Origin of the sequence: Cobetia sp. MMG027 (assembly GCF_027947415.1) — a bacterium.
Taxonomy (GTDB): domain Bacteria; phylum Pseudomonadota; class Gammaproteobacteria; order Pseudomonadales; family Halomonadaceae; genus Cobetia; species Cobetia marina.
Window position 1 is genome coordinate 130,224 of record NZ_JAQJIO010000004.1, and the last position, 20,519, is coordinate 150,742.

Annotated in this window: 17 protein-coding genes; 3 read left to right on the plus strand and 14 right to left on the minus strand. The window is 61.9% G+C overall.

Translation table 11 applies throughout. The annotated features are described in order from the left end of the window. Positions 1-166: 166 nt before the first annotated feature. Entirely contained in the window at positions 167-1,111 is a 945-nt protein-coding gene (locus PJK54_RS06455) for a hypothetical protein (protein ID WP_271302502.1), read from the plus strand. 294 nt (positions 1,112-1,405) lie between these two features. On the opposite strand, the gene PJK54_RS06460 is transcribed toward PJK54_RS06455, so the two are convergent. Next, positions 1,406-2,509 carry a hypothetical protein gene (locus tag PJK54_RS06460; RefSeq protein ID WP_271302503.1) on the minus strand — a complete coding sequence of 368 codons (1,104 nt, stop codon included), beginning with the start codon at positions 2,507-2,509 and terminating at the stop codon, positions 1,406-1,408. Between the two features lie 159 nt (positions 2,510-2,668). On the opposite strand from PJK54_RS06460, the gene PJK54_RS06465 reads away from it, so the two are divergent. Beyond that, positions 2,669-3,175, plus strand: a complete 507-nt coding sequence (locus PJK54_RS06465; RefSeq protein ID WP_271302504.1) for an OsmC family protein — start codon at positions 2,669-2,671, stop codon at positions 3,173-3,175. 172 nt (positions 3,176-3,347) lie between these two features. On the opposite strand, the gene PJK54_RS06470 is transcribed toward PJK54_RS06465, so the two are convergent. From PJK54_RS06470 to PJK54_RS06490, 5 genes are all read right to left on the minus strand, one after another. Then, positions 3,348-4,016, minus strand: coding sequence for an RraA family protein (locus PJK54_RS06470; protein ID WP_024953007.1), 669 nt, complete (start codon positions 4,014-4,016; stop codon positions 3,348-3,350). A 22-nt stretch (positions 4,017-4,038) separates the two neighbouring features. Continuing rightward, a complete protein-coding gene (locus PJK54_RS06475; protein ID WP_271302505.1) occupies positions 4,039-5,343 on the minus strand; it encodes a TRAP transporter large permease in 1,305 nt (434 codons plus the stop codon). Positions 5,344-5,346: 3 nt separating this feature from the next. Next, positions 5,347-5,898 (minus strand): TRAP transporter small permease, encoded by a 552-nt coding sequence (locus tag PJK54_RS06480; RefSeq protein WP_271302506.1) that lies wholly within the window; start codon positions 5,896-5,898, stop codon positions 5,347-5,349. A 10-nt stretch (positions 5,899-5,908) separates the two neighbouring features. Further along, entirely contained in the window at positions 5,909-6,898 is a 990-nt protein-coding gene (dctP, locus tag PJK54_RS06485) for a TRAP transporter substrate-binding protein DctP (protein WP_271302507.1), read from the minus strand. Positions 6,899-7,574: 676 nt separating this feature from the next. Beyond that, on the minus strand, positions 7,575-9,002 hold the full coding sequence (locus tag PJK54_RS06490) for a sodium:solute symporter family protein (protein WP_164850310.1): 1,428 nt from the start codon (positions 9,000-9,002) through the stop codon (positions 7,575-7,577). Positions 9,003-9,189: 187 nt separating this feature from the next. Between PJK54_RS06490 and PJK54_RS06495 the strand changes: the two genes are divergently transcribed. Further along, positions 9,190-10,194: a LysR family transcriptional regulator gene (locus PJK54_RS06495; protein WP_084208581.1), complete on the plus strand. Its 1,005-nt coding sequence runs from the start codon at positions 9,190-9,192 to the stop codon at positions 10,192-10,194. Between the two features lie 149 nt (positions 10,195-10,343). Here the strand turns inward: PJK54_RS06495 and PJK54_RS06500 are convergent, their stop codons facing one another. The 8 genes from PJK54_RS06500 to PJK54_RS06535 form a co-directional block, all read right to left on the minus strand. Continuing rightward, the gene (locus PJK54_RS06500; RefSeq protein WP_271302508.1) at positions 10,344-11,876 is read right to left on the minus strand and encodes an aldehyde dehydrogenase; all 1,533 of its coding nucleotides are present in this window, start codon (positions 11,874-11,876) and stop codon (positions 10,344-10,346) included. Next, positions 11,873-13,210, minus strand: a complete 1,338-nt coding sequence (locus tag PJK54_RS06505; protein WP_271302509.1) for a Zn-dependent hydrolase — start codon at positions 13,208-13,210, stop codon at positions 11,873-11,875. Before PJK54_RS06505 ends, PJK54_RS06500 begins: the two co-directional genes overlap by 4 nt. Before the next feature lies 1 nt (position 13,211). Next, positions 13,212-14,948, minus strand: a complete 1,737-nt coding sequence (locus tag PJK54_RS06510; protein WP_271302510.1) for a thiamine pyrophosphate-binding protein — start codon at positions 14,946-14,948, stop codon at positions 13,212-13,214. 90 nt (positions 14,949-15,038) lie between these two features. Then, positions 15,039-15,818: an aldolase/citrate lyase family protein gene (locus PJK54_RS06515; protein WP_271302511.1), complete on the minus strand. Its 780-nt coding sequence runs from the start codon at positions 15,816-15,818 to the stop codon at positions 15,039-15,041. A gap of 3 nt (positions 15,819-15,821) precedes the next feature. Next, positions 15,822-17,111: a TRAP transporter large permease gene (locus PJK54_RS06520; protein ID WP_136937720.1), complete on the minus strand. Its 1,290-nt coding sequence runs from the start codon at positions 17,109-17,111 to the stop codon at positions 15,822-15,824. After that, a complete protein-coding gene (locus tag PJK54_RS06525) occupies positions 17,108-17,701 on the minus strand; it encodes a TRAP transporter small permease (RefSeq protein WP_271302512.1) in 594 nt (197 codons plus the stop codon). The genes PJK54_RS06520 and PJK54_RS06525 overlap by 4 nt, the downstream gene beginning before the upstream one ends. Before the next feature lie 2 nt (positions 17,702-17,703). Beyond that, complete coding sequence (locus PJK54_RS06530; protein WP_191237075.1) at positions 17,704-18,696, minus strand: TRAP transporter substrate-binding protein; 993 nt, start codon at positions 18,694-18,696, stop codon at positions 17,704-17,706. A gap of 364 nt (positions 18,697-19,060) precedes the next feature. Continuing rightward, positions 19,061-20,368, minus strand: a complete 1,308-nt coding sequence (locus tag PJK54_RS06535) for an O-acetylhomoserine aminocarboxypropyltransferase/cysteine synthase family protein (protein ID WP_271302602.1) — start codon at positions 20,366-20,368, stop codon at positions 19,061-19,063. Between the last annotated feature and the right edge of the window lie 151 nt (positions 20,369-20,519).

Consider the following 20,519-nt stretch of genomic DNA (forward strand, 5'->3'; position numbering starts at 1 on the left):
CAGAATCTGCCGCCAAGGGAAATTAACCTTAAGTAATAGTTTGTATCTCGTCAAATGGTGATTGTTTTTATGAGGTTTGTGTAAGATGTATTTTGCTAGTCTAATTTTTACTTAAATGTGTTTATTAACTCTCATTGCTACTAATGTGAATAATTAAGGTTATTGCATGTCTAAAAAGAAATTAAAAGTGCCGGCAGTAACAGGATCTCCCGATAAGTCAATGGGGAGTATTGAAAATCTTGCTAGTAGAAAGCTAGTTACAATAAATACGACTTGCTTCTATAATATTATGATGGATAAATATGAGTGTATAATAAAAGATGCTAAAGTTGGAAATTTTCGTAAGCTCGATCAGCTTTGTCAAATTTATGACCTGACTAATAAGTCTGCAATTTTACATCATTATTTGATGGTTTATTTTCCTTTGGTGCGTAGGAAGAAATCCACAGCTCTTAGGAGTTGGAACTCACGTACTTTCATGCCGAACTCAAAAGTGACCGGTAATGTTAATAGTATGCTATGGTATCATGTTGATAATCTGGTCCCGCTATCTGTATTTAAGAAAGTTTGTGAATATACTAGGAATAAACCATCGCTTGCTTTGTTAAGATTTAGAGAAGAGTTCAAGGGCTCGAAGGATTGGAGGAAAGATCTTGTACGATGTTTAAAGTTTCCTAACTCTGAAATGAATAATGGTCTGCAAGATATATTTAATCAAGCTTGGGTTTCTCATGGTTTATTATCACACTACGGCTATCATGTAGGTAAAAGTGGTTTGTCAGCACAGGATAGAAGAAAAATACTAGATTTTATATTGAATGCTCCTCTCTCTTTTGATAGTCCATTTGAAAATTCTTATTTGGTTACTTGGGGAAGAGAAGGCTCTTGGATTAGACTTATGAAAACTGCTAATGTGATTGCCCAGCTTTGTCGTATATCAAAATCTAGAAGTTCAGACTTCTCTATAGCTATAGCTAATTGGGAAAATGACTTATTTTACTTGAAAGAACAGTACTATGAGAAATGGAATACTGTGGCTGATATGCCCACATGGCCTAGTACAGATATTATAGATAGTAAGGAAGGAGTGGTAACTGTAGAAGACTTGTGAGTTTGATGGTCTATTGCTTCTGATCGTTAGGTGGAGGTCTGTTAGCAGGAAAATCACTTACCTCTAAGGAAGCTATGACCGGTCATAACCAAGCCAGAACCCTGGACCTCTCCTTTGGTGATCACTCATTGGCCGAGTTTTTAGTATCGGCGATGGACTTGTATTGACCAACGATAATGAGCTTACTGCGAAGTCCCTAAGACTCTCCCGAGAGGAGTCAGTGCCAGTATCAGCCTGGGCTCTGGCATTTCTGCACGATATGCGGCAGTCGACGCGAGATGAATCCACTTAGTGTCAGTAATCTTGCATCACCACCAGGCTTCCCATTACTCCTTCACATAGCGGCTTGATCTCGCTGAAGCCTTCCTCGACGGTGAGGTCTGTCTTGGCCTTGGCGTAGGTGGTGCCGTCGGCGGCGGGGTGGTAGCTGGTGCAGTGCAGGCGTATCAGCTTGTCGTCGAGGAAGAGGCCGTATTCGCGGGTCTGCGAGGTGATGGGCATGCCCTGGTGTCGCTGTGTCATGGCGATATCGAACCAGTAGACCTGACGGTGATCCACTCGGGTCAGGCCGGAGTCGAGCATCTGACTGTTGATGGGCGCCCATTGCGCCAGCTGGTCCGTGGCGGCCATTACCTTGAGCTGCGCGTCACTGACGGTGTCGCCATGCAGGTCATAGATCTCGAGGAGGATCATGTCGGTGCCGGTACCGGCCTGACTCTGCCATTTCTGCACGATATGCGGCAGGCGACCCTCGGCGGCAGACCACGAGGCGGGCAGGTGCAGCGCGAGGTTGATGCCCAGCGACTTGGGATGGCCCTTGGTGTGGAACTGCTGGAAATAGCCGTCGTACAGCTCGTACACCGGCTCGATCTGATACTTGGTCGCCAGCAGAAATTCCTTGAACGGTGAGGGCAGGTATTCCCCCTGGGAGCGCAGATGAATGGCCTCGATGAAGCGGGCCGCGAAGTCGCTGGTCAGCTTGTCGGTGGTCAGCTGCGAATCCAGTTCCTTTTTTATCTGACGGCGAATGTCATCCAGCACTTCGCGCGCGTGGTCCTTGCCCATCAAGGTGGCGAGGTTTTCCGCCAGACGATGGGTGATGTTCGGGAAGGCATTCTTGAAGTAGGCGGAGGCCAGCTCCGCATCCGGCGCGAGGCCGGGATACTCGTCGGCGATGCGTGACAGCGTGATGTCCTGGGCGATGACGAAGCCGTAGGTACTGCTCAGCGTATTGATGACCTGGGGCGTGGGGCGAAACTGTGCGGCTTCGGCGCGTGCCGAGGCACCGGGGGTAATGAGACATAAGCCCAGGCTCAGGCTCAGGCCCAGTCCGAGCGTCAGGGCGGCGGCGGCCAGCCCGGGAATTGCCCCAAAGGAGCGTGTTGCGGCAAACGCCATGCGTGACATCCTGTCAGAGTGCGATTGATTCAATCCTATCATCGGCCTACGGTGATTTCTTGCGTGCTGATGCTGTTCAGATGCCTAATCAGGCAGAAGTATCAGACTGCGCGTCATGCGGCGCACGTGGTTTCCCTTGAGAGAGAGCAGCAGACAACGATGTCCAGACGACACCAGTATTCGGTTGAACTTGAGTGGACCGGCAATTGCGGTGATGGCACCCGCCATTACACCGCCTATGGGCGCGATTTCGTGGCCCGTGTCAGCGGCAAGCCGAGCCTGGAAGGCTCCGCTGATCCCGCCTTTCGGGGCGACGCTTCCCGCTGGAACCCCGAAGACATGCTGGTGGCCTCCGTCTCGGCCTGCCACAAGCTCTGGTATCTGCACCTGTGTGCCGAGGCCGGCATTCGTGTCATGAGCTATCACGATCACGCCGAGGGCACGATGCAGGAAGGCGCGTCCGACGCTGATGACAAGACTCAGACAGAGAACCCGGGCGAGGCGGGACGCTTCACCTCCATCGTGCTGCGCCCCGAGATCACGCTGGCCGCCGGTGACGATATCGCGTTCGCCCATGAGCTGCACCACCGGGCGCATGCGCTGTGCTTCATCGCCAATTCGCTGAATTTCCCGGTCAGCTGTGAAGCGGTGATCACCCATCAGTGATACGTGGCAGACTATCCGCGTCAGACTGACCGTGTCAGTTAACCGTGTCAGTTAACCGTGTCAGACTGACCGTGTCAGAACCCGAAAGGCCACCAGAGCAATCTGGTGGCCTTTTTTGCTTTCAGCATTTCTCTAAAGAAACAGCGTCGCGCGACCTGATCATACGGGGTGATCAGCCGCGTGCGTTCACTTCCTCGATCAGTTGGCTTGCGCCAGTGAGGTCGGGCAGGCAGGCGCCGTCGGCGATCTTCGCCAGCAGTACGTCTTCCGCTTCTTGCACCTCGATGGCGTGGGTGGCGATGGCGGAGACTTCTGAGGGGGCCATGACGATGACACCGCTCTCGTCAGCGAGGATGGCATCGCCCGGATTGACGACCACGCCGCCGATGCTGACCGGCACGTTGAGCGCGCCGCCGATCCCGGCGAAGCGGGTGGTGAGCGAGGCGACCCCGCGACTCCACACCGGGAAGTGCTTGTCGCGAATGGTCAGCGCATCGGTGGCCATGCCGTCGATCACCACGCCGGCCACACCGAGGCGCGAGGCGACCGTGGTCATCACGCCGCCCCAGCAGGCGCGGTGACGATCGCCCTGACGATGCACGATCAGCACATCGCCGGGGCGCACCAGACGCATCAGGTGGTTGAGCAGGGTGCCATCTTCCGGTGGCAGCGAGACGGTGACGGCGGTACCGGCAATCCGTACCTGGGGCAGCATGCAGGCAATCGCCGGTTCGACGAAGCCGTGGGTGTGGAAGTGGCCGATGGTGGCCGTCTCGCACTGGGTGAGCTGGGCCAGCAGCTCCGGCGCGACCTGGTCTGGCATGTCATTGAGTTGGTACATGGAAGTCTCTCGGCGTAGTCGGTCAGATCAGGCTGGGCAGGAAGGTGGTGAGTGCCGGTACCCAGTAGAGCATCAGCATCGCGAACAGGAAGCAGATGACGATGGGCCAGGCAGCGGCGTAGATGGTCTGCATCGGGGTCGCGGGGGCGGCTCCTTTCACCGCGAACAGGTTGTAGCCGAAGGGCGGGGTGAGACTGCCCACCGAGATGTTGATCAGGAACATCGTCCAGAACCACACCGGGTCAAAGCCATACAGCTTGACCAGCGGCGCGTAGATGGGGATCACCACCATCATGAAGGCGATCTGGTCGATGAACATGCAGGCGATCAGCGGAATCAGCATCAGGATCAGCAGCATCCACACCGGGTCGAGATCCAGTCCGGTCACGCTGCTCACCAGCCCGCTGGTGGCGCCGGTGAAGCTCAACAGCTGCGAGAACAGCTTCGAGCACGCCAGGATCAGGATGATCATGGTGCTGACCTTCAGCGACGACATCACCGCTTCGCCCGCCATCTTGAAGGAGAACTTGCGGTAGTAGGCGGCGACCAGCAGTGAGCCCAGCACGCCGGTGGCAGCGGACTCGGACGGTGTGGCGATACCGAGCAGGATCAACCCGAGCACGGCGAAGATGATGATGCTGAACGGCAGCATGTTGATCAGGGCGCGACGCTTTTCCTTTGCCGTGCCGCCACCGCTTTCATCGACCGGCGGCGCACGGCGCGGGTCCAGCGTGATGCGCACTTTCACGTAGAGGATGAACAGCGCAGCCAGCAGGATACCCGGCAGAATGCCGGCGATCAGCAGCCGCGCGATGGAGACATCCACCATCGAGCCGATGATGATCACCAACAGGCTCGGCGGGATGATCGGCGCGAGACTCGCCCCGCCCAGAATCAGGCCGATGGAGAGCTTGTCGTCATAGCCGCGCTCCTGCATGGTCGGCAGCGCCGAGCGGCTGAGCATGGCGGTCACGGCCAGTGCCGAGCCGGACAGGGCGCCGAACAGGGTCGAGAGGGCGACGACGAAGAAGTAGAGGCGGCCTTTCATGCGGCCCATCAGGGCATCCAGCGAGTCGAAGATCACATCGATGGAGCCGGAGCGGAACAGCAGCTCCCCCATCAGCACGAACAGCGCGATGGTGGTCAGCGTCTCCGAGGTCATGCTGTCGTAGACACTGTTGGCGAACATGCCGAAACCGGCGGTGCCCATCAACCACAGCGTGCCCAGCACGTTGATGGTCAGGAAGGCGGCGAAGACGGGGATGCCGAGGGCGAACAGGCCCATCAGCAAGGCGATGGCCAGGCCCAGAGAGAAATACCATTCCATGACTCAGGGTCCTTTTCTGGCGTCGGTGGTCGCCGAGGAGGCGGCGGAGTCGGAGTCGTCCGATGGGGTCGCCTCGGGCGCGGCGCGCGTGAAGGCGTGGCGCAGGAAGTAGAGGGCCGCATTGATCAACGCGTAGGCGATGAAGGAGGACACCCAGACCTTGGGGATATCGAGCCCCATGGCGGTGGTGGTGTGGTACTGGAACTGACGCAGGCTTTCCTGCAGGCAGATCCAGCCGGCCACGGCGCAGACGCCACCGGTGATCAGCGCCAGCAAGCGGTCATAGAGGGCGCGGGTGGCAGAGCTGAGGCGTTCCGGCAGCACGGTGATGGCGATATGGCCATGGGTACGAGCCAGTTCCGGCGCGGCCAGCGAGATGGAGAGGCACAGCAGGTAGGCCACCATCGCGCCGGACCACAGGGTGGGTGAGTTGAAGAAGTAGCGCGCGATGACTTCCAGCCAGAAGCACAGGACGATGCCACACAAGGTGACACCGCCCAGAAGGAAGCCTGCTCGCGTCACGCCGTCATGCACACGTGCAAGCAGGGTTAGCATGGTGGATTCCTTACTCGCTGACGGTGGTCAGGTGCTTCTCGATCGCCAGCTCGCGCATGGCGGTCACGGCTTCCGGTGACTTGTCGATGCCCAGCTGCCAGATACCGTCGGTGACCAGCGCATCCAGACGCTCGGCGTCTTCCGGTGCGAATTCGGTCGGCTGCATGCCGGCTTCGTCCAACGCCTTCCACTCTTCGACCGCCAGCTCATCCAGGATCGGGACGATCTCGGTTTCCAGCTCACGCCCTTCGTCGAGCAGCACTTGCTGCTGTTCTGGCGACAGGGTGTTGAAGGCGTTGAGATTCATCAGCACGAAGTTGTAGGTCTGACCGAAGGTCGGCTTGGAGTAATAGCCGGCGACTTCCTGCCAGCCCATGTCCTTGACGCCATTCAGGCCCCAGGCGGCGCCGTCGATCACGCCACGGTCCATCGCGGAATAGACATCGCCACTGGACATCAGCACCGGCGTACCGCCCAGGCCCTTGGTGACGTTGGTATAGGTGGGGCTGCCGCGCAGACGACGGCCATCCAGACCCGGCGTGCCGGTGATCGGCTCCTTCAGCACGTACTGGAAGCCGTGGCTGCCCAGCGGCGGAATCGCGATCAGCTTGAGGCCCAGGCCGTTGTAGTGCTCATCGACCATGTCCCACAGGCCGGATTCACGCGTCTGTTCCGGGTTCACCGCCACGCCATCCATCGCGGCGCCGACGCCGGTGGTGTTGGTGTGATAGGCGGCATGGGTATACAGCAGCTGGAAGACACCGGCAGCGACGGGCTGCAGCTGCTCGAAGGGCGGTACCACATCCGGGCCGGTCAGCTTGATGGTGAGGTCGGCTGCCTTGTTGGCTTTGACTTCCTTGATGAATCGCTGGGCAATCTCGCGGGAGTAGGCGGTGGTCTGGTCGTAACTGGACAGCATGCGCAATTCGGTGGCCATGGACTGGGTGGCCGGGAGGAGCGCGAGCAGCGGGAGAAGAAGAGCGGGCTTGAGGGTTTTCATAGCAGTTTCCACTTTATCGTTATTGTGTCGGGCGATGCTGTCTGCACGTACCTGGTGGGATCAGATAGCCAGGAGGTGCAGCGGCGTCCCTTGCGACTTGTCGTTGATGGTACGTCTTCAATCTATGAGCCGCCTTGGCTGCGGTCAACGAATCATCAGCCTTTTGGGCTTTCAAATTTCAATATGCAGTATTTGCGAGATTTATGTAAGAAAACCTGTGTGTTTGGTCCAGTGACTTACAGCGTAAATTCGAGGGGAATATTTTGGCAATTCAAGGCAAAGTCTCGGTGCGAACCACAAGGCAACACGAGATGATCCTGGTAGAGAATCCAGAGTGATACTGGCAGATAGCCCAGAATACTTCTGGTCGATAAAGGGGGATGAATCTGGTGGGAAGCGATGGAATACAAGGTGAGAACGCAAGGGAAGGGGGGAGAAGAAGAGGAAAGAACAGACACCACTGCAAGAAAGACAAGAACCGTAGAGCATCGAGCGAAGATCGCAACAAGGCCCCGGTTCTCGATGTCGTGATGACAGCATCGGGAACCGAGGCTTCATGTTGCATGCATCAGGTCCTATGCATCAGGTCTCATGCATCGTGCATGTTGCATCAGGTCTCATGCATGACGAGGCGTGCCCCAGCGTCTGACAGCGGCGCGAGCCCCGCTCATCAGGCTCAGCGCGTGGCGGTGTCGGTCGCGAGGTTCAGACTCGGCTTGCGCAGCGCCAACGGCATCAGTGCCAGCGAGACCGGCAGGCCGATCATCACCGGATGCAGCCCGAAGGGATGACCCAGCAGCTGCCAGAGAATGGCGGTGGCAAGCCCGCCCCACATCATGATCACCCCGCCGCGCGGGTCTGGCGAGCGGCGACACAGGGCCACCACCGTCGGCACCAGTACCCCGCAGACAAGCATCGCGCTGCCGAGAATCCAGATATCCAGCAGGCGCGGGGCGTAGAGTGCCAGGCCCAGCGAAATCAAGGACATGGCGATCACCGAGTGACGGCTCATGCGCAGCATGAAGGCATCATCACGGCCCTTCATGCGCGGCTTGATCACGTCATTGGCAATCGACGAGGCGCCGGCGATGAAGAACGAATCCGCACACGAGATGATGGTCGCCAGCAGCACCACGACCATGCTGACCATCAGCGGCAGTGGCAGGGTGGCCTTGATGATGGCGTAGAAGGACAGGTCCGGATTGGCCACCGCGATGTCCAGCCCCAGCCTGGCGAAGGCACCGATCAACACCACGGCACCACCGACCAGCAGCGTGAAGACGATGGCCACGGCGTAGCCGGTACGTGCCGCCTTGAGGCTGCGCGCGGCCCAGAAGCGCTGCCACAGGTCCTGGCGCACGAACTGATAGGCGCCGATGGTCAGCATGTAGACCGCCAGTTCATGGCCGGAGATGCCGGTCAGGCTCAGGAAGTCAGGGCTGCCCTGTGGTGTGGGCGATGCACTGATGATCTCCCAGCTGCCGCTGGCGTAGTAGACGGTGACCAGAAGGAAGAAGATGCCCAGTGTCTGCAGGGTACCGAGAATCGCATCCGACCAGATGACCGCCATCAGGCCGCCCAGCCATGTCTTGGCGGTCAGCAGCGCCCAGGTCAGCAGGATACCCACCGGCAGCGCCAGGCCGAACACCAGCTTGAGCACCGTGGCCACCGCCACGAACTGCATGCCGGTGATGGCCGCGTAGGCGCACAGGATGCTCAGCAGAGTGGGGAGTCTGACCCCCTCGCCGAAACGGCTGACCAGAAAGTCGGCCAGTGTCACCATCTCCAGGCGCCGGCCTTCGGCGTGGATCTTGCCGATGAAGAAGTACAGTGCGATGCCGGCGACGGTCATGCCCACCGGCAGCCACAGCTGCCCCATGCCGAAGGTGTAGCCCTTGGAGACGAAGCCCAGCAGGGTGGAGCCGCCGACGGCAGTGCCGACAAGCGTGCAGATCAGCGGAAAGGTCGCGGTGGAACGGCCGGCGACATTGTAGTCATCATAGGTCTTGATACGGCGAAAGAAATACAGCGAAAGCCCCATCAGAAATAGGCCACATGCTATGATCATGATCGAGAGAATCTCGGTTTCTCGGCTATCGAACATTGTCATTTTTCCGCATTGTTGATGTTGTATTGATCGTCATTGCCAGCTTGAGAGAAAGGCAATATATCACTCAAGTGGATGGCAATGGCGAGGCAGTGCTGACTTTCATGCTACCTGGCTCGTCACGAAGACGTTGCGTGGCCATTGCCACGCCGGGTGCGTCATTTTCTGGACAGGAATCCTCGCCATGCGACCCATCCATGACACTCTGGACTGGAACCTGCTGAGAACCTTCATCGTCATCGTTCAGGAGGAAAGTGTCAGTCGAGCGGCAGCCCGTCTCTATCTGTCCCAGCCGGCGGTGAGTCTGTCACTCAAGCGTCTGGAAGAGCGTCTCGGGCAACGGTTGATCGAACGAGACAGTCACAGCTTTCGCGTGACGGGGGCGGGGCAGGTGGTCTATCGCGAGGCCGTGGAGATCTACGCCAACGTGGCGCGTCTCGCCTCTGAGGTGGGCAACAGTCATACGGAGATTTCCGGGCATGTCTCGCTCCTTTTCATTACCGGCATCGAATGCCGATTCCTTGATAGCGTGTTCGCGCGCTTTCATCGCTGTTTCCCCCAGGTCACCTTCTCGATCCAGGAGATGTCCAGTCACGAGGTGCAGCAGGGCCTGTTGCAGCGCCAGGGCGCGCTGGGCATCTGCCTGGCGCAGCAGACACCGGAGCCACTGATGTCCCAGGTGCTGGCGCGCCAGAATTACCGCTACTTCTGTGGCCGCATGCATCCGCTCTTCGGTCAGCAGAATCTGCCGCTGGAGGCGCTGCGCAATGAGCGTTATGTCTCCTTCGGCAGCGAGCAGCTCGATGGCGTGCTGTCTCCGCTGGCGATGTTCCGCGCCCGCGAGGGCTTGCAGGGCCCGGTGATCGGTCAATCCAGCAGCCTGCAGGAAATCCGCCGCATGGTGCTGGCCGGCTGGGGCATCGGCTGCATGCCGGAGCACATCGTGCGGCGTGAGGTCGAGGAGCAGCAGCTGTGGCCCTTGCCACCCTACGGTGGCGTGGCCGATATCGACCTGCACCTGATGTGGCACCGTGAGGCGCGTTTCAGCGCCGCCGAATCCACCTTCGTCGACTTCCTGCACAACGCGCTGGCCAAGGTGCCGCTGGAGGAGCGTCTGCATCGCGGTCTGGAAATGCAGCTGCCGGACCCCAATGCCGTGCTGGCCAGTGACGGCGCGCCCGCCACTTGAGCCACCCCTGGCGCTCGATCAAGACCTTGCTCTCAAGCCCGTCCTGAAACCCGTCCTGAAGCGCGTTCTGAATGGCCCGCGCCGCTGTCACCAGAGAGTCCGGGTGGCAGCGGCGCTTCGGGGGCCCCCCTCGAGGGCCGACCGACGGCTCAATAGGCCAGATTGATCCAGGTGGTCTTCAGGTCGGAGTACTTGTCCAGCGCGTGCAGTGACTTGTCACGCCCGAACCCGGACTGCTTGACGCCACCGAAGGGCACGCTGATATCGCCATCGGCGTAGCAATTGACCCACACCAGCCCCGCCTTCAAACGCCGCGAGACACGATGGGCACGCGCCAGATCCCGCGTCCACAGCCCAGCGCCCAGGCCATAGATGGAATCATTGGCCAGTTCGATGGCTTCTTCCTCGCCGTTGAAGCGGGTCACGCCCAGCACCGGGCCGAAGATTTCCTCGTGCATCACGGTGCTGTTCTGGCCGCCTTCCACGATGGTCGGCTCCAGATACCAGCCGCCGGAGGTGGCGTCGCTGGGGGCGATGGCGCGGCCGCCCTGATGCAGCGTCATGCCTTCCGAGAGCGCCGTCTCGACGAAGCCGAGCACCTTCTCGTGGTGGTCCGCGCTGACCAGTGCGCCCATGCGCGTGGCCGGGTCGAGCGGATCACCGGCCGGCATGGCGCGGGCGCAGGCGATCAGGCGCGGCATGAAGTCATCGAAGATGGCCTCATCGACATACAGGCGGGAGCCAGCGATGCAGACTTCGCCCTGATTGATGAAGATGGCGTCTGCCGCAGCGCGTGCGGCCATGTCGAGATCCGGGCAATCGGCGAACACGATATGCGGCGACTTGCCGCCACACTCCAGCCACACCCGCTTCAAGTTGGAGTCGCTGGCGTAGCGCATGAAGCGCTTGCCGGTGGCGGTGGAGCCGGTGAAGGCCAGCGCATCGACTTCCATGTGCAGGCCAAGCGCCTGGCCCGCCACCGCGCCCAGCCCCGGCGTGACGTTGAAGACGCCCGCCGGAAGGCCGGCTTCATCGGCGAGTGCCGCCAGACGCAGCGCACTCAGGCTTGAGGATTCGGCCGGCTTGAGTACCACGCTGTTGCCCAGCGCCAGCGCCGGGGCGAACTTCCACGAGGCGATCATCAGCGGGAAGTTCCACGGCACCACCGCCGCGACCACGCCCAGCGCTTCACGGGTAATGGTGGCGTGCACGTTCTCGCCGGTGGGCGCGATCTCGTCGTAATGCTTGTCGATGGCCTCGGCATACCAGTCCACCGCGCGCGCGGTTTCCGCCAGATCAAAGCCCAGGCTGTCGCCGATCGGCTTGCCCATCTCCAGTGTCTGCAGCAGCGCCAGCTCTTCGGCATGCTCGCGGATCAGCTGGGCAAAGCGTTGCAGAACGGCCTTGCGCGCCTGGGGTGACTGGCGCGACCACACGCCGGAGTCGAAGGCACGCCGCGCCGCCATCACGGCGCGGTCGATGTCCTGCTCGGTGCAGGCGGTGACATGTGCCAGCACGTCTCCGGTGGCCGGATTCCAGGCCGGAAAGGTGTCGCAGCCGGTGCTTTCCACATAGGCACCGTCGATGAAGGCTCGGGTCTCGAAGGTCAGCGCTGCCGCGCGCTGCTGCCAGTCGGCATGGGTCAGCGGGGCGGCAGTGGTCGAAGCAGTGGCAGTGCTCATTGGGCGTTCTCCGCGGTCGTGGTGTTGGCGCTGTCGGCGAGAGAGCCGCGGCTGACGACACCGGCGCGCTTGAGCATCGCCAGCAGCAGCACGTTGGCGCCGGCTTCGAGATCGGCAGGCTCTGCGTTCTCGCTCTCGTTGTGGCTGATGCCGTCCTCGCAGGGCACGAAGATCATCGCCACCGGATTGATGCCGGCGATCTGCACGGCGTCGTGACCGGCACCGGTTTCCATGTCGCGGAAGCTGAGGTTCAGTTCCTGACTTGCACTGCGCACCATCTCGATCAGTTCCGGCGCGAAGGGCGTCGGCGGAATGTGCTGCACTTCGATCAGTTCGACATCGACGCGCTGCTTGTCGCTCTGATTGGCGGCGTGATGCTTGAGGCACAGCGCCTTGAGCTGGTCGTGCATCTCGGCGAGCACTGCCGGTTCCAGGTGACGCAGGTCGACACTGAAGCGCACCTGGCCCGGAATCACGTTGCGCGAGTTAGGATGCACATTGAATTCGCCACAGGTGACGCGGCCGTTGGGCTGGTAGTCATCGGCCAGCGTCAGGATGTCGCTGACCAGCGCGCAGGCGGTCTTGAGCGCATCGCGACGGTAGGGCATCGGCGTCGGGCCGGCGTGAGCTTCCTGACCGCTGACCACCACGTCGAACCAGTGCAGGCCGAGGGAGCCGGTGACGGCACCGATGGTGATTTCCTCCTGCTCCAGCACCGGGCCCTGCTCGATGTGCGCCTCGAAATAGGCGCCGAAATCATGGCTGCCCACCGCCACGTCGCCGGCATAGCCAGTGCGCTCAAGCGACGCGGCAACGCTGTCGCCGTCGCGGTCGGTGGCGGCCAGCGCCTTCTCCAGCGGAATCAGGCCCGCATGCACGCCGGACCCCATCATTACCGGTACGAAGCGGCTGCCTTCCTCGTTGGTCCAGATCACCACTTCCAGCGGCGCTTCGGTCTCGATGCCGTGCTCATCCAGCACGCGCATGACTTCCAGGCCAGCCAGCACGCCGAAGCAGCCGTCGAACTTGCCGCCGGTGGGCTGGGTGTCGATGTGACTGCCGGTGGCGATCGGCGGCAGGCTGTCATCGCGGCCGGGACGACGGGCGAAGATGTTGCCGATCTCGTCGACGCGCAGCGTCAGGCCAGCGGCCTCCAGCCAGCCGGTAACCAGCTCGCGGCCGGCGCGGTCTTCTTCGGTGAGTGCCAGACGGCAGTTGCCGCCCTTGGGCGTCGCGCCGATCTCGGCCAGTGTCATCAGCGCGTCCCACAGACGCTTGCCATCGACGCGCAGGGCGAGGGAGTCCAGCACGTCTTGAGTTGAGGATGTGCTCATGTCAGATACCTGCCTTGTCGTTGCGTGTCAGGGCGTCTTCGCGGATACCGCTGAGCAGCTTGCCCGGGGCGATGCCGTCCGGGTCATAGCGCAGCTCGATCAGAGCCGGCAGACGCTCGCGGTCGGCGAATTCCAGCGCGCGCGTGAAGCTTTCCTCGAAGTCCTCGTCCTTCTCCACCACCTGACCGAGGCCGCCGTAGGCGGTGACCAGCGCGGCGAAGTCCGGGTTGGTGAAGGTCAGGGCGATCTCGCGGCCCGGGAAGTCGTTTTCCTGGTGGGCGCGGATGGTGCCCCACATGCCGTTGTTGAACACCAGCACCACGATGCCGAGGCGGTACTGCAGCGCCACGCCCAGTTCCTGCAGGTTCATCTGGAAGCAGCCATCACCGGCGTAGCAGACGGCGGGGCGTTCCGGGAATTCGAGCTTGCTGGAAATGGCGGCGGGCAGACCGTAACCCATGGAACCGACGGTCGGGGCCAGCGAGCTGCCCAGGCCACGGAAGCGCACGTAGCGGTGGGCGTAGAGCGCGTAGTTGCCGGCGCCGACGCTGATGCAGCCCTTGCCATCGAGAATGCGGTCGACGGTCAGGCTGACCTTGTCCAGGCTCAGCGGACCCGGCGACGGCTGCTCTTCCAGCGTGGCCAGATAGGCGGCGCGCGCCTCGCGGGTGATGCCGGACCAGCGCGGTGCGCTGTCCGGTGACAGCGTGGAGAGCGCCAATGAGAAGCCGTTGACGTCGGTATTGATGGCCAGCGTCGGCTGATAGACACGCCCCAGCTCTTCCGGGGCTGCATAGATATGCACCAGCTTCTGGGTCGGCACCGGTGACTGCATCCAGCTATAGCCTTCGCTGGTGGCTTCGCCGATGCGGGTACCGACGGCGATCACCAGGTCACTCTCGAGGAGTTGCTGGCGCAGTGCGTCATGCATGCCCATGCCGACATGACCGGCGAATTGCGGCAGTTCGGCATCGACGCACTCCAGACGGCGCCAGGCGACACCGGTGGGGATGTCGAATCGCTGGGCGAAGCCTTCCAGCGCGACCTGGGCATCGCGGGTCCAGCCGCTGCCGCCGACCAGCAGGAAGGGGCGTTCGGCAGTCGCTAGCAGGTTCTTGAGCTCATCCAGCTGCGGCTGACCCGGGTAGGTGGCCAGACGTGGGTGCGGCTTGACGTCCGCGACCTGCGCCTCGCCCCACAGGGTGTCTTCGGGCAGTGCCAGCACCACCGGCCCCGGACGGCCGCTGCGCGCCACCTGATAGGCACGCGCGATGTATTCCGGAATGCGCGAGGTGTCGTCGATCTGCGCGACCCACTTGGTCATCTCGCCGAACATGCGGCGGTAATCGATTTCCTGGAAGGCTTCGCGCTCGATGAAGTCGCCACCGACCTGACCGATGAACAGGATCATCGGTGTGGAATCCTGATAGGCGGTGTGCACGGCGATAGAGGCGTTGGTGGCGCCCGGGCCACGGGTGACGAAGCACACGCCCGGCTCGTTGGTCAGCTTGCCGTAGGCTTCGGCCATGTAGCCCGCGCCACTTTCCTGGCGGCAGACGATGGGGTCGATGGCGCCCTTGTGCTCATTGAGCGCATCGATGCACGGCAGGTAGCTTTCGCCGGGCACCAGGAAGACACGCTTGGTGCCGTGCAGACGGATCTGGTCGACGAGGATCTGTCCGCCATTGCGCAGCGGAAGAGTGGATTCGTGAGTGTAGGTGTCAGCGGCCTGAGTCATGGGAAGGTTCTCGTTGTGGTTGCGTAAGGTGAAAAGGCTGTCGGTGCAATAAAAGCTGTCAGAGCGAAAGAGGGTGCCGGAGCGATGTCGTCAGCGGCGCAGTCGGTGACTGTCTGCGGGCATCAGGTCGTAGAGCGCTTCGAGTTGATCGGGGTGGATGACACACCGCGCATGCAGTCCCTGCTGGTTGGCCCAGTGCTGGTCGGTGCCCAGTCCGTGCTGCCAGCGCCACGGACCATCGATGGCCAGTCGCTGATGTGTCCTGCAGGCCACGGCCAGTCGCTGGCGCCACGGTTTCAGAGTTTCGGTGATGATGGCGGCGGGCTGGTCCGGCATCAGGCCCAGGTCAGTGGCCAGGTCCCCGGTGCCGATCAGCGCGCCCAGCAGGCGTGACGTGTCACTTCCCGGTGCGAGCAAGGCCTCGGCGTTCAACAGGCCGGCCTCGCTTTCCAGGGTCGCGATGCTCTTCAGACAGCCCGCGGGCAGGGCATGCAGGCGTTCCTGCTCGGCGAGCGCCTCATCCAGTGCGGCCAGTTGGCTGCGCTGCTCGACGGCGGGCAGAAAGACCGCAGTAGGAGTGCCGGCCAGTTCGCCCAGTGCGGTCTGCAGCAGGGCGGTCAGTTCGTCGCGACCGCCGTGCTCCAGCAGGTTGAGGCGTACCGCCGGCCACAGATGCAGGCGACGGGCACGTCTGGCGAACTCGGCGAAGCGACTGATCGCCAGTGCACGGCCTTCGGGGGCGGTGAATTCCTCGAGATCGACCACGATGGCATCGGCACCGCTGGTGAGCGCGGCTTCCAGTCGTGCGGCGTCATCCCCGGGCACGAACAGCCAGCGCTGCGGGAGGGGCTGAGTGGCAAGAGAGGTCATCGCTCAGCCCTCCATCAGGTTGGGCAGGAACAGCACGAGTTCTGGAATGAAGGTGATCAGCATCAGCACGGTCAGCATCGCGCCCAGCATCAGGCCCAGCGGCCGCAGCGAGTCGCTGACGTTGATCCCGGCGATGCGACACGCGGCCATCAGGTCGATCCCCAGCGGTGGCGTGTTGGCGCCGATGGCCAGATTGACGGTCAGCAGCACCCCGAAGTGCACCGGGCTGATGCCGTATTGCGCCAGCAGCGGCATCACGATGGGCGTCACGATGATGATGATCGCCACGCTTTCCATGAAGGAGCCCAGCACCAGCAGCACGGCGGTCAGCAGCAGCAGGACGCTGATGCGGCTGTCGGTGAATTCGCCGATCAACTGGGCGATGGCCTGCGGCACCTGCTCGTAGGTCAGACCCCAGGCGAACATGCCGGCCGCGCCGATGATCAGCAGGATGGCGCCGGTGGTCTCGGCGGTCGCGCGGACACTGTCCAGAAAGCCGCGCCAGGTCAGGCTGCGATAGACACAGGTACCGATGATGATGGCGTAGAGAATCGCGGAGGCGGCGGCCTCGGTGGGCGTGAACACCCCGAAGCGGATACCGCCGATGATCATCACCGGCACCATCAGCGCCGGCATGGCACTGAGCAGCGCGCGGCGACGCTCGCCGGGCACACGGGCGGCGACACCGCCGGACCAGCCATGCTTGCGTGACAGGTAGAGGGCGACGCCGACCAGTGCGACCGTCAGCATCAGGCCGGGGATGATGCCGCCCATGAACAGCTGGCCCACCGAGGTGTTGGAGGTGGTGCCGTAGACGATCATCACGATGCTGGGCGGAATCACGGTGCCGATGGAGCTGGCGGTTCCGACCAGCGCACTGCTGAAGCCCTTGTCATAGCCGTTGCGGGCCATGGTGGGCAGCAGCATGCTGCCGATGGCGATCACGTCCGCCACGCCGGAACCCGACAGCGCGCCGAACATCATGCAGGCCAGCACCGCGACCACCGCCAGGCCGCCACGGATGTCACCGACCATCGCCATGCACAGGCGCACCAGGCGCTCAGTGAGGCCAGCGCGGTTCATCAACTGGGCGGCGAGCACGAACAGCGGAATCGCCAGCAGGGTGAAGCTTTCCATCCCGGCCACGAATTGCTGCGCCGAGACCATCATCGGCGCGGCACCGAAGGCCAGCAGGTAGAAGAGGGCCGACATCAGCAGCGCGAAGGCGATGGGAATGTCGATGAGGATGCCGAGCGCGAATACGCCGAGCAGAGCCAGGGCACCGAGTGTCATGGGGCATCTCCTTGGCGAGAGGGAGCGTTGTCAGGCGCAGTGGCATCCGTCTCGTGAGTCTCGGCTCCGATGGCCGAAGGGCTCAACAGATGCTCAAGCTGGATCAGAGCCATCGCGGTGCAGCACAGCGGCACGGACAGGTAGACGATGCCGGCGGGAATCTGCAGCGCGGTGGTGGTCTGGCGCATCGTGATGGCGCTCAGGTCCATGCCTGCCTTGGCCAGCAACAGCAGCATGATCAGGATCATCGCGTCGGTAATACGGCCGGTGATGCGCTGGACACGCAGCGAGCGCACCAGCAGCGGCAGCAGTCCCGCACTCAGGTGAGTGCGGTTGCGGGTACAGGACACCGCGGCCAACAATGTCGTCCAGACCAGCACCAGCTGCGGCAATTCCTCTGCCCAGTGCGGCGGCTGACCCATCACCCAGCGCATGAAGACGGTCCAGATCACCAATGCCGACAGCGCGGCCACGCCACTGGCTGCCAGGGCCAGACAGCCCCGGCAGCACCAACGTGAGAGAGTGATCATCAAGGTGCGCACGGCACACAACGCGGCCAGCGGCTTGACGGAGGGAGAGGCGGAAGACATCGTCACTCGCCCTTGCGGTATTGCTCGACCAGGCCCATCAGCTCAGGCCCGAAGACGTCGGCGTAATCAGCCCACACACCCTGCACCTTGGCATTGAAAGGCGCGGTGTCGACCTCGTTGACCTGCATGCCTGCCTCTTCCAGCTTGGCGACCAGCTCGGCGTCATCCTTCTGGGTCATCGCGCGCTGCTTGTCACGCCATTCGTCGGCGCTCTTCTGCACGGCGGCCTGATCCTGCTCGGAGAGCTGGTTCCAGCTGAAGTTGGACATGGTCAGACACGCCGGTGCCCAGACGTGGCCGGTAAGGGAGACGTAGTCCTGCACTTCGCTGAACGAGGAGGAATAGATGATGGCCAGCGGGTTTTCCTGGGCATCGAACACGCCCTGCTGCAACGCGGAGTAGAGTTCACCGAAGGACAGCGGTGCCGGGCTTGAGCCCAACGCGGTGAAGGTGTCCAGACGCATCTTGTCCGGCGTGACGCGAATCTTGAGGCCCGCGAGGTCTTCCGGGCTGGTGATGGGGCCGCGATTGTTGGTGACGTGACGGAAGCCATTCTCCCACCACGACAGGATCTTCATGTTGTGCTCGTCGGCGATGTCCTCGAGCGCATCGCCCAGCTTGCCGTCATAGGCGGCGTAGGCGTGTTCGCGGTCCGGCCAGGAGTAGGGCAGTTCGACGATACCGAAGCGCGCATCCAGCGGCTGGAAGGAACCACAGCCGATCACGCCGGCCGGCACGCTGCCGATCTGCATGCCTTCGACGACGGTCTTCTCATTGCCGAGCTGACCACTGGGGAAGACCTGGAAATTGACGCGGCCCTCGGTGGCCTCGGCGACATCCTTGGCGAAGCCTTCCGCCGCGATGTTCCAGCTATGGGTCGGCGCCAGCACGTGGCCGAGCTTGATATCCTGGGCCTGGGCGGCGCTCAGCGGCAGGGCACAGGCCGCCGTGATGGCAGCAGTCAGCAGGGCAGGCTTCAGCGGGACGGATTTCATCGGGACACCTCTTGGAGTTGTTATGGTCGTGACAGGCGTCTCTGTGTACGCCTTGACCCAAGAGTGTGTTCTGCTCGTGTATTTCGGTAGTTGCGAATTCTTATTCTTGGTATTAACCAGATTTATGCTGGGTCTGGCTGCCCCGACCATATGACCGCCCAGTTCTTTTATATACCGTTATCTTATCTGGTGGCCATTTCGATTCTGGCAGGCCTGAGAGAAGCAGCAGTCATCGGGACACGCAACGCAAGGCGCCCGCGAAGAGGCGTGTCTTCGCGGGCGCTGATATGTCACTGATGTTCGCTGAGGCGGCCTGGTCGGCGTCTGAATGTCGCCTGACTGTCGTTTAAGAGCCGCGCTCGCGTCAGGCCACCGCCTTGTCCAGCGCCTGGCTGACATCGGCGATGATGTCGTCGATATGCTCGATCCCCACCGAGATGCGAATCAGGTCCGCCGAGACCCCGGCCATGGCGAGTTCTTCCTCGTTGAGCTGGCGGTGGGTGGTGGAGGCCGGGTGGCAGGCCAGCGACTTGGCGTCACCGATATTCACCAGGCGTAGAATCATCTGCAGCGCATCGATGAATTTGCCGCCGGCGATACGCCCGGCTTCGGCCTGATCGGCCCCTGTCGCGTCCGTCTTGATGCCGAAACTGATGATGCCGGAGGCCTTGCCGCCGGTGATCTTCTGGCAGGTGGCGTGATAGGGGCTGTCCGGCAGGGCGCCGTAGTTGACCCAGCTGACGCTCGGGTGCTGCTGAAGGTATTCGGCCAGCGCGAGCGCATTGCTGCAGTGGCGTTCCATGCGCAGGGCGAGTGTCTCCAGCCCCTGCAGCAGCAGGAAGGCACTGTGCGGGGCGAGCGCGGCGCCGGTATTGCGCAGCGGTACCACGCGACAGCGACCGATATAGGCGGCCGGGCCGAAGGCTTCGGTGTAGACGACGCCGTGATAGGAGGGGTCTGGCTCGTTGAGGATCGGGAAGCGGTCCTTGTGGGCGACCCAGTCGAACTTGCCGGAATCGATGATGATGCCGCCCACGGTGGTGCCGTGGCCGCCGATGTACTTGGTCAGCGAGTGGATCACGATATCGGCGCCGTGATCGAAGGCGCGACACAGCACCGGGGTGGCCACGGTGTTGTCGACGATCAGCGGCACGCCATGCTGGTGGGCGATCTCGGCAAGACGCTCGAGATCGACGATGTTGCCGGCCGGGTTGCCGATGGACTCGCAGAACACCGCTTTGGTCTTGTCATCGATCAGCGCTTCGAGTGCGGCGAAATCATCAAAGGCTGCCATGCGCACCTCGACCCCCTGACGCGGCAGGCTGTGGGCGAACAGGTTGTAGGTGCCGCCATACAGCTGGCTGGTGCTGACGATGTTGTCACCGACTTCCACCAGCGCCTGGATGGCATAGGTGATCGCCGCCATGCCGGAAGACACCGCCAGCGCCGCGATTCCGCCTTCGACGGCGGCCATGCGCTGCTCCAGCACGTCATTGGTCGGGTTCATGATGCGGGTATAGATGTTGCCCGGCACCTTGAGATCGAACAGATCCGCGCCGTGCTGGGTGTCGTCGAAGGTGTAGGAGGTTGTCTGGTAGATCGGCACCGCCGCCGCCTTGGTGGTGGCTTCCGAGGTGTAGCCGTGATGCAGGGCGAGCGATTCCAGCTTCATGTTGTCGACTGACATGGCAGTGTCCTTGTGCGAGAGCGTGGCGAAGATCTTGTTGTGGGGTGCGGTTTTCGTGCGTGCCGTTCAGGTGCTGCCGCAATCGGCAGGCATGGCGCAGGCCGCGATGCCGCTCAACATTAGCAACGGGGCATCT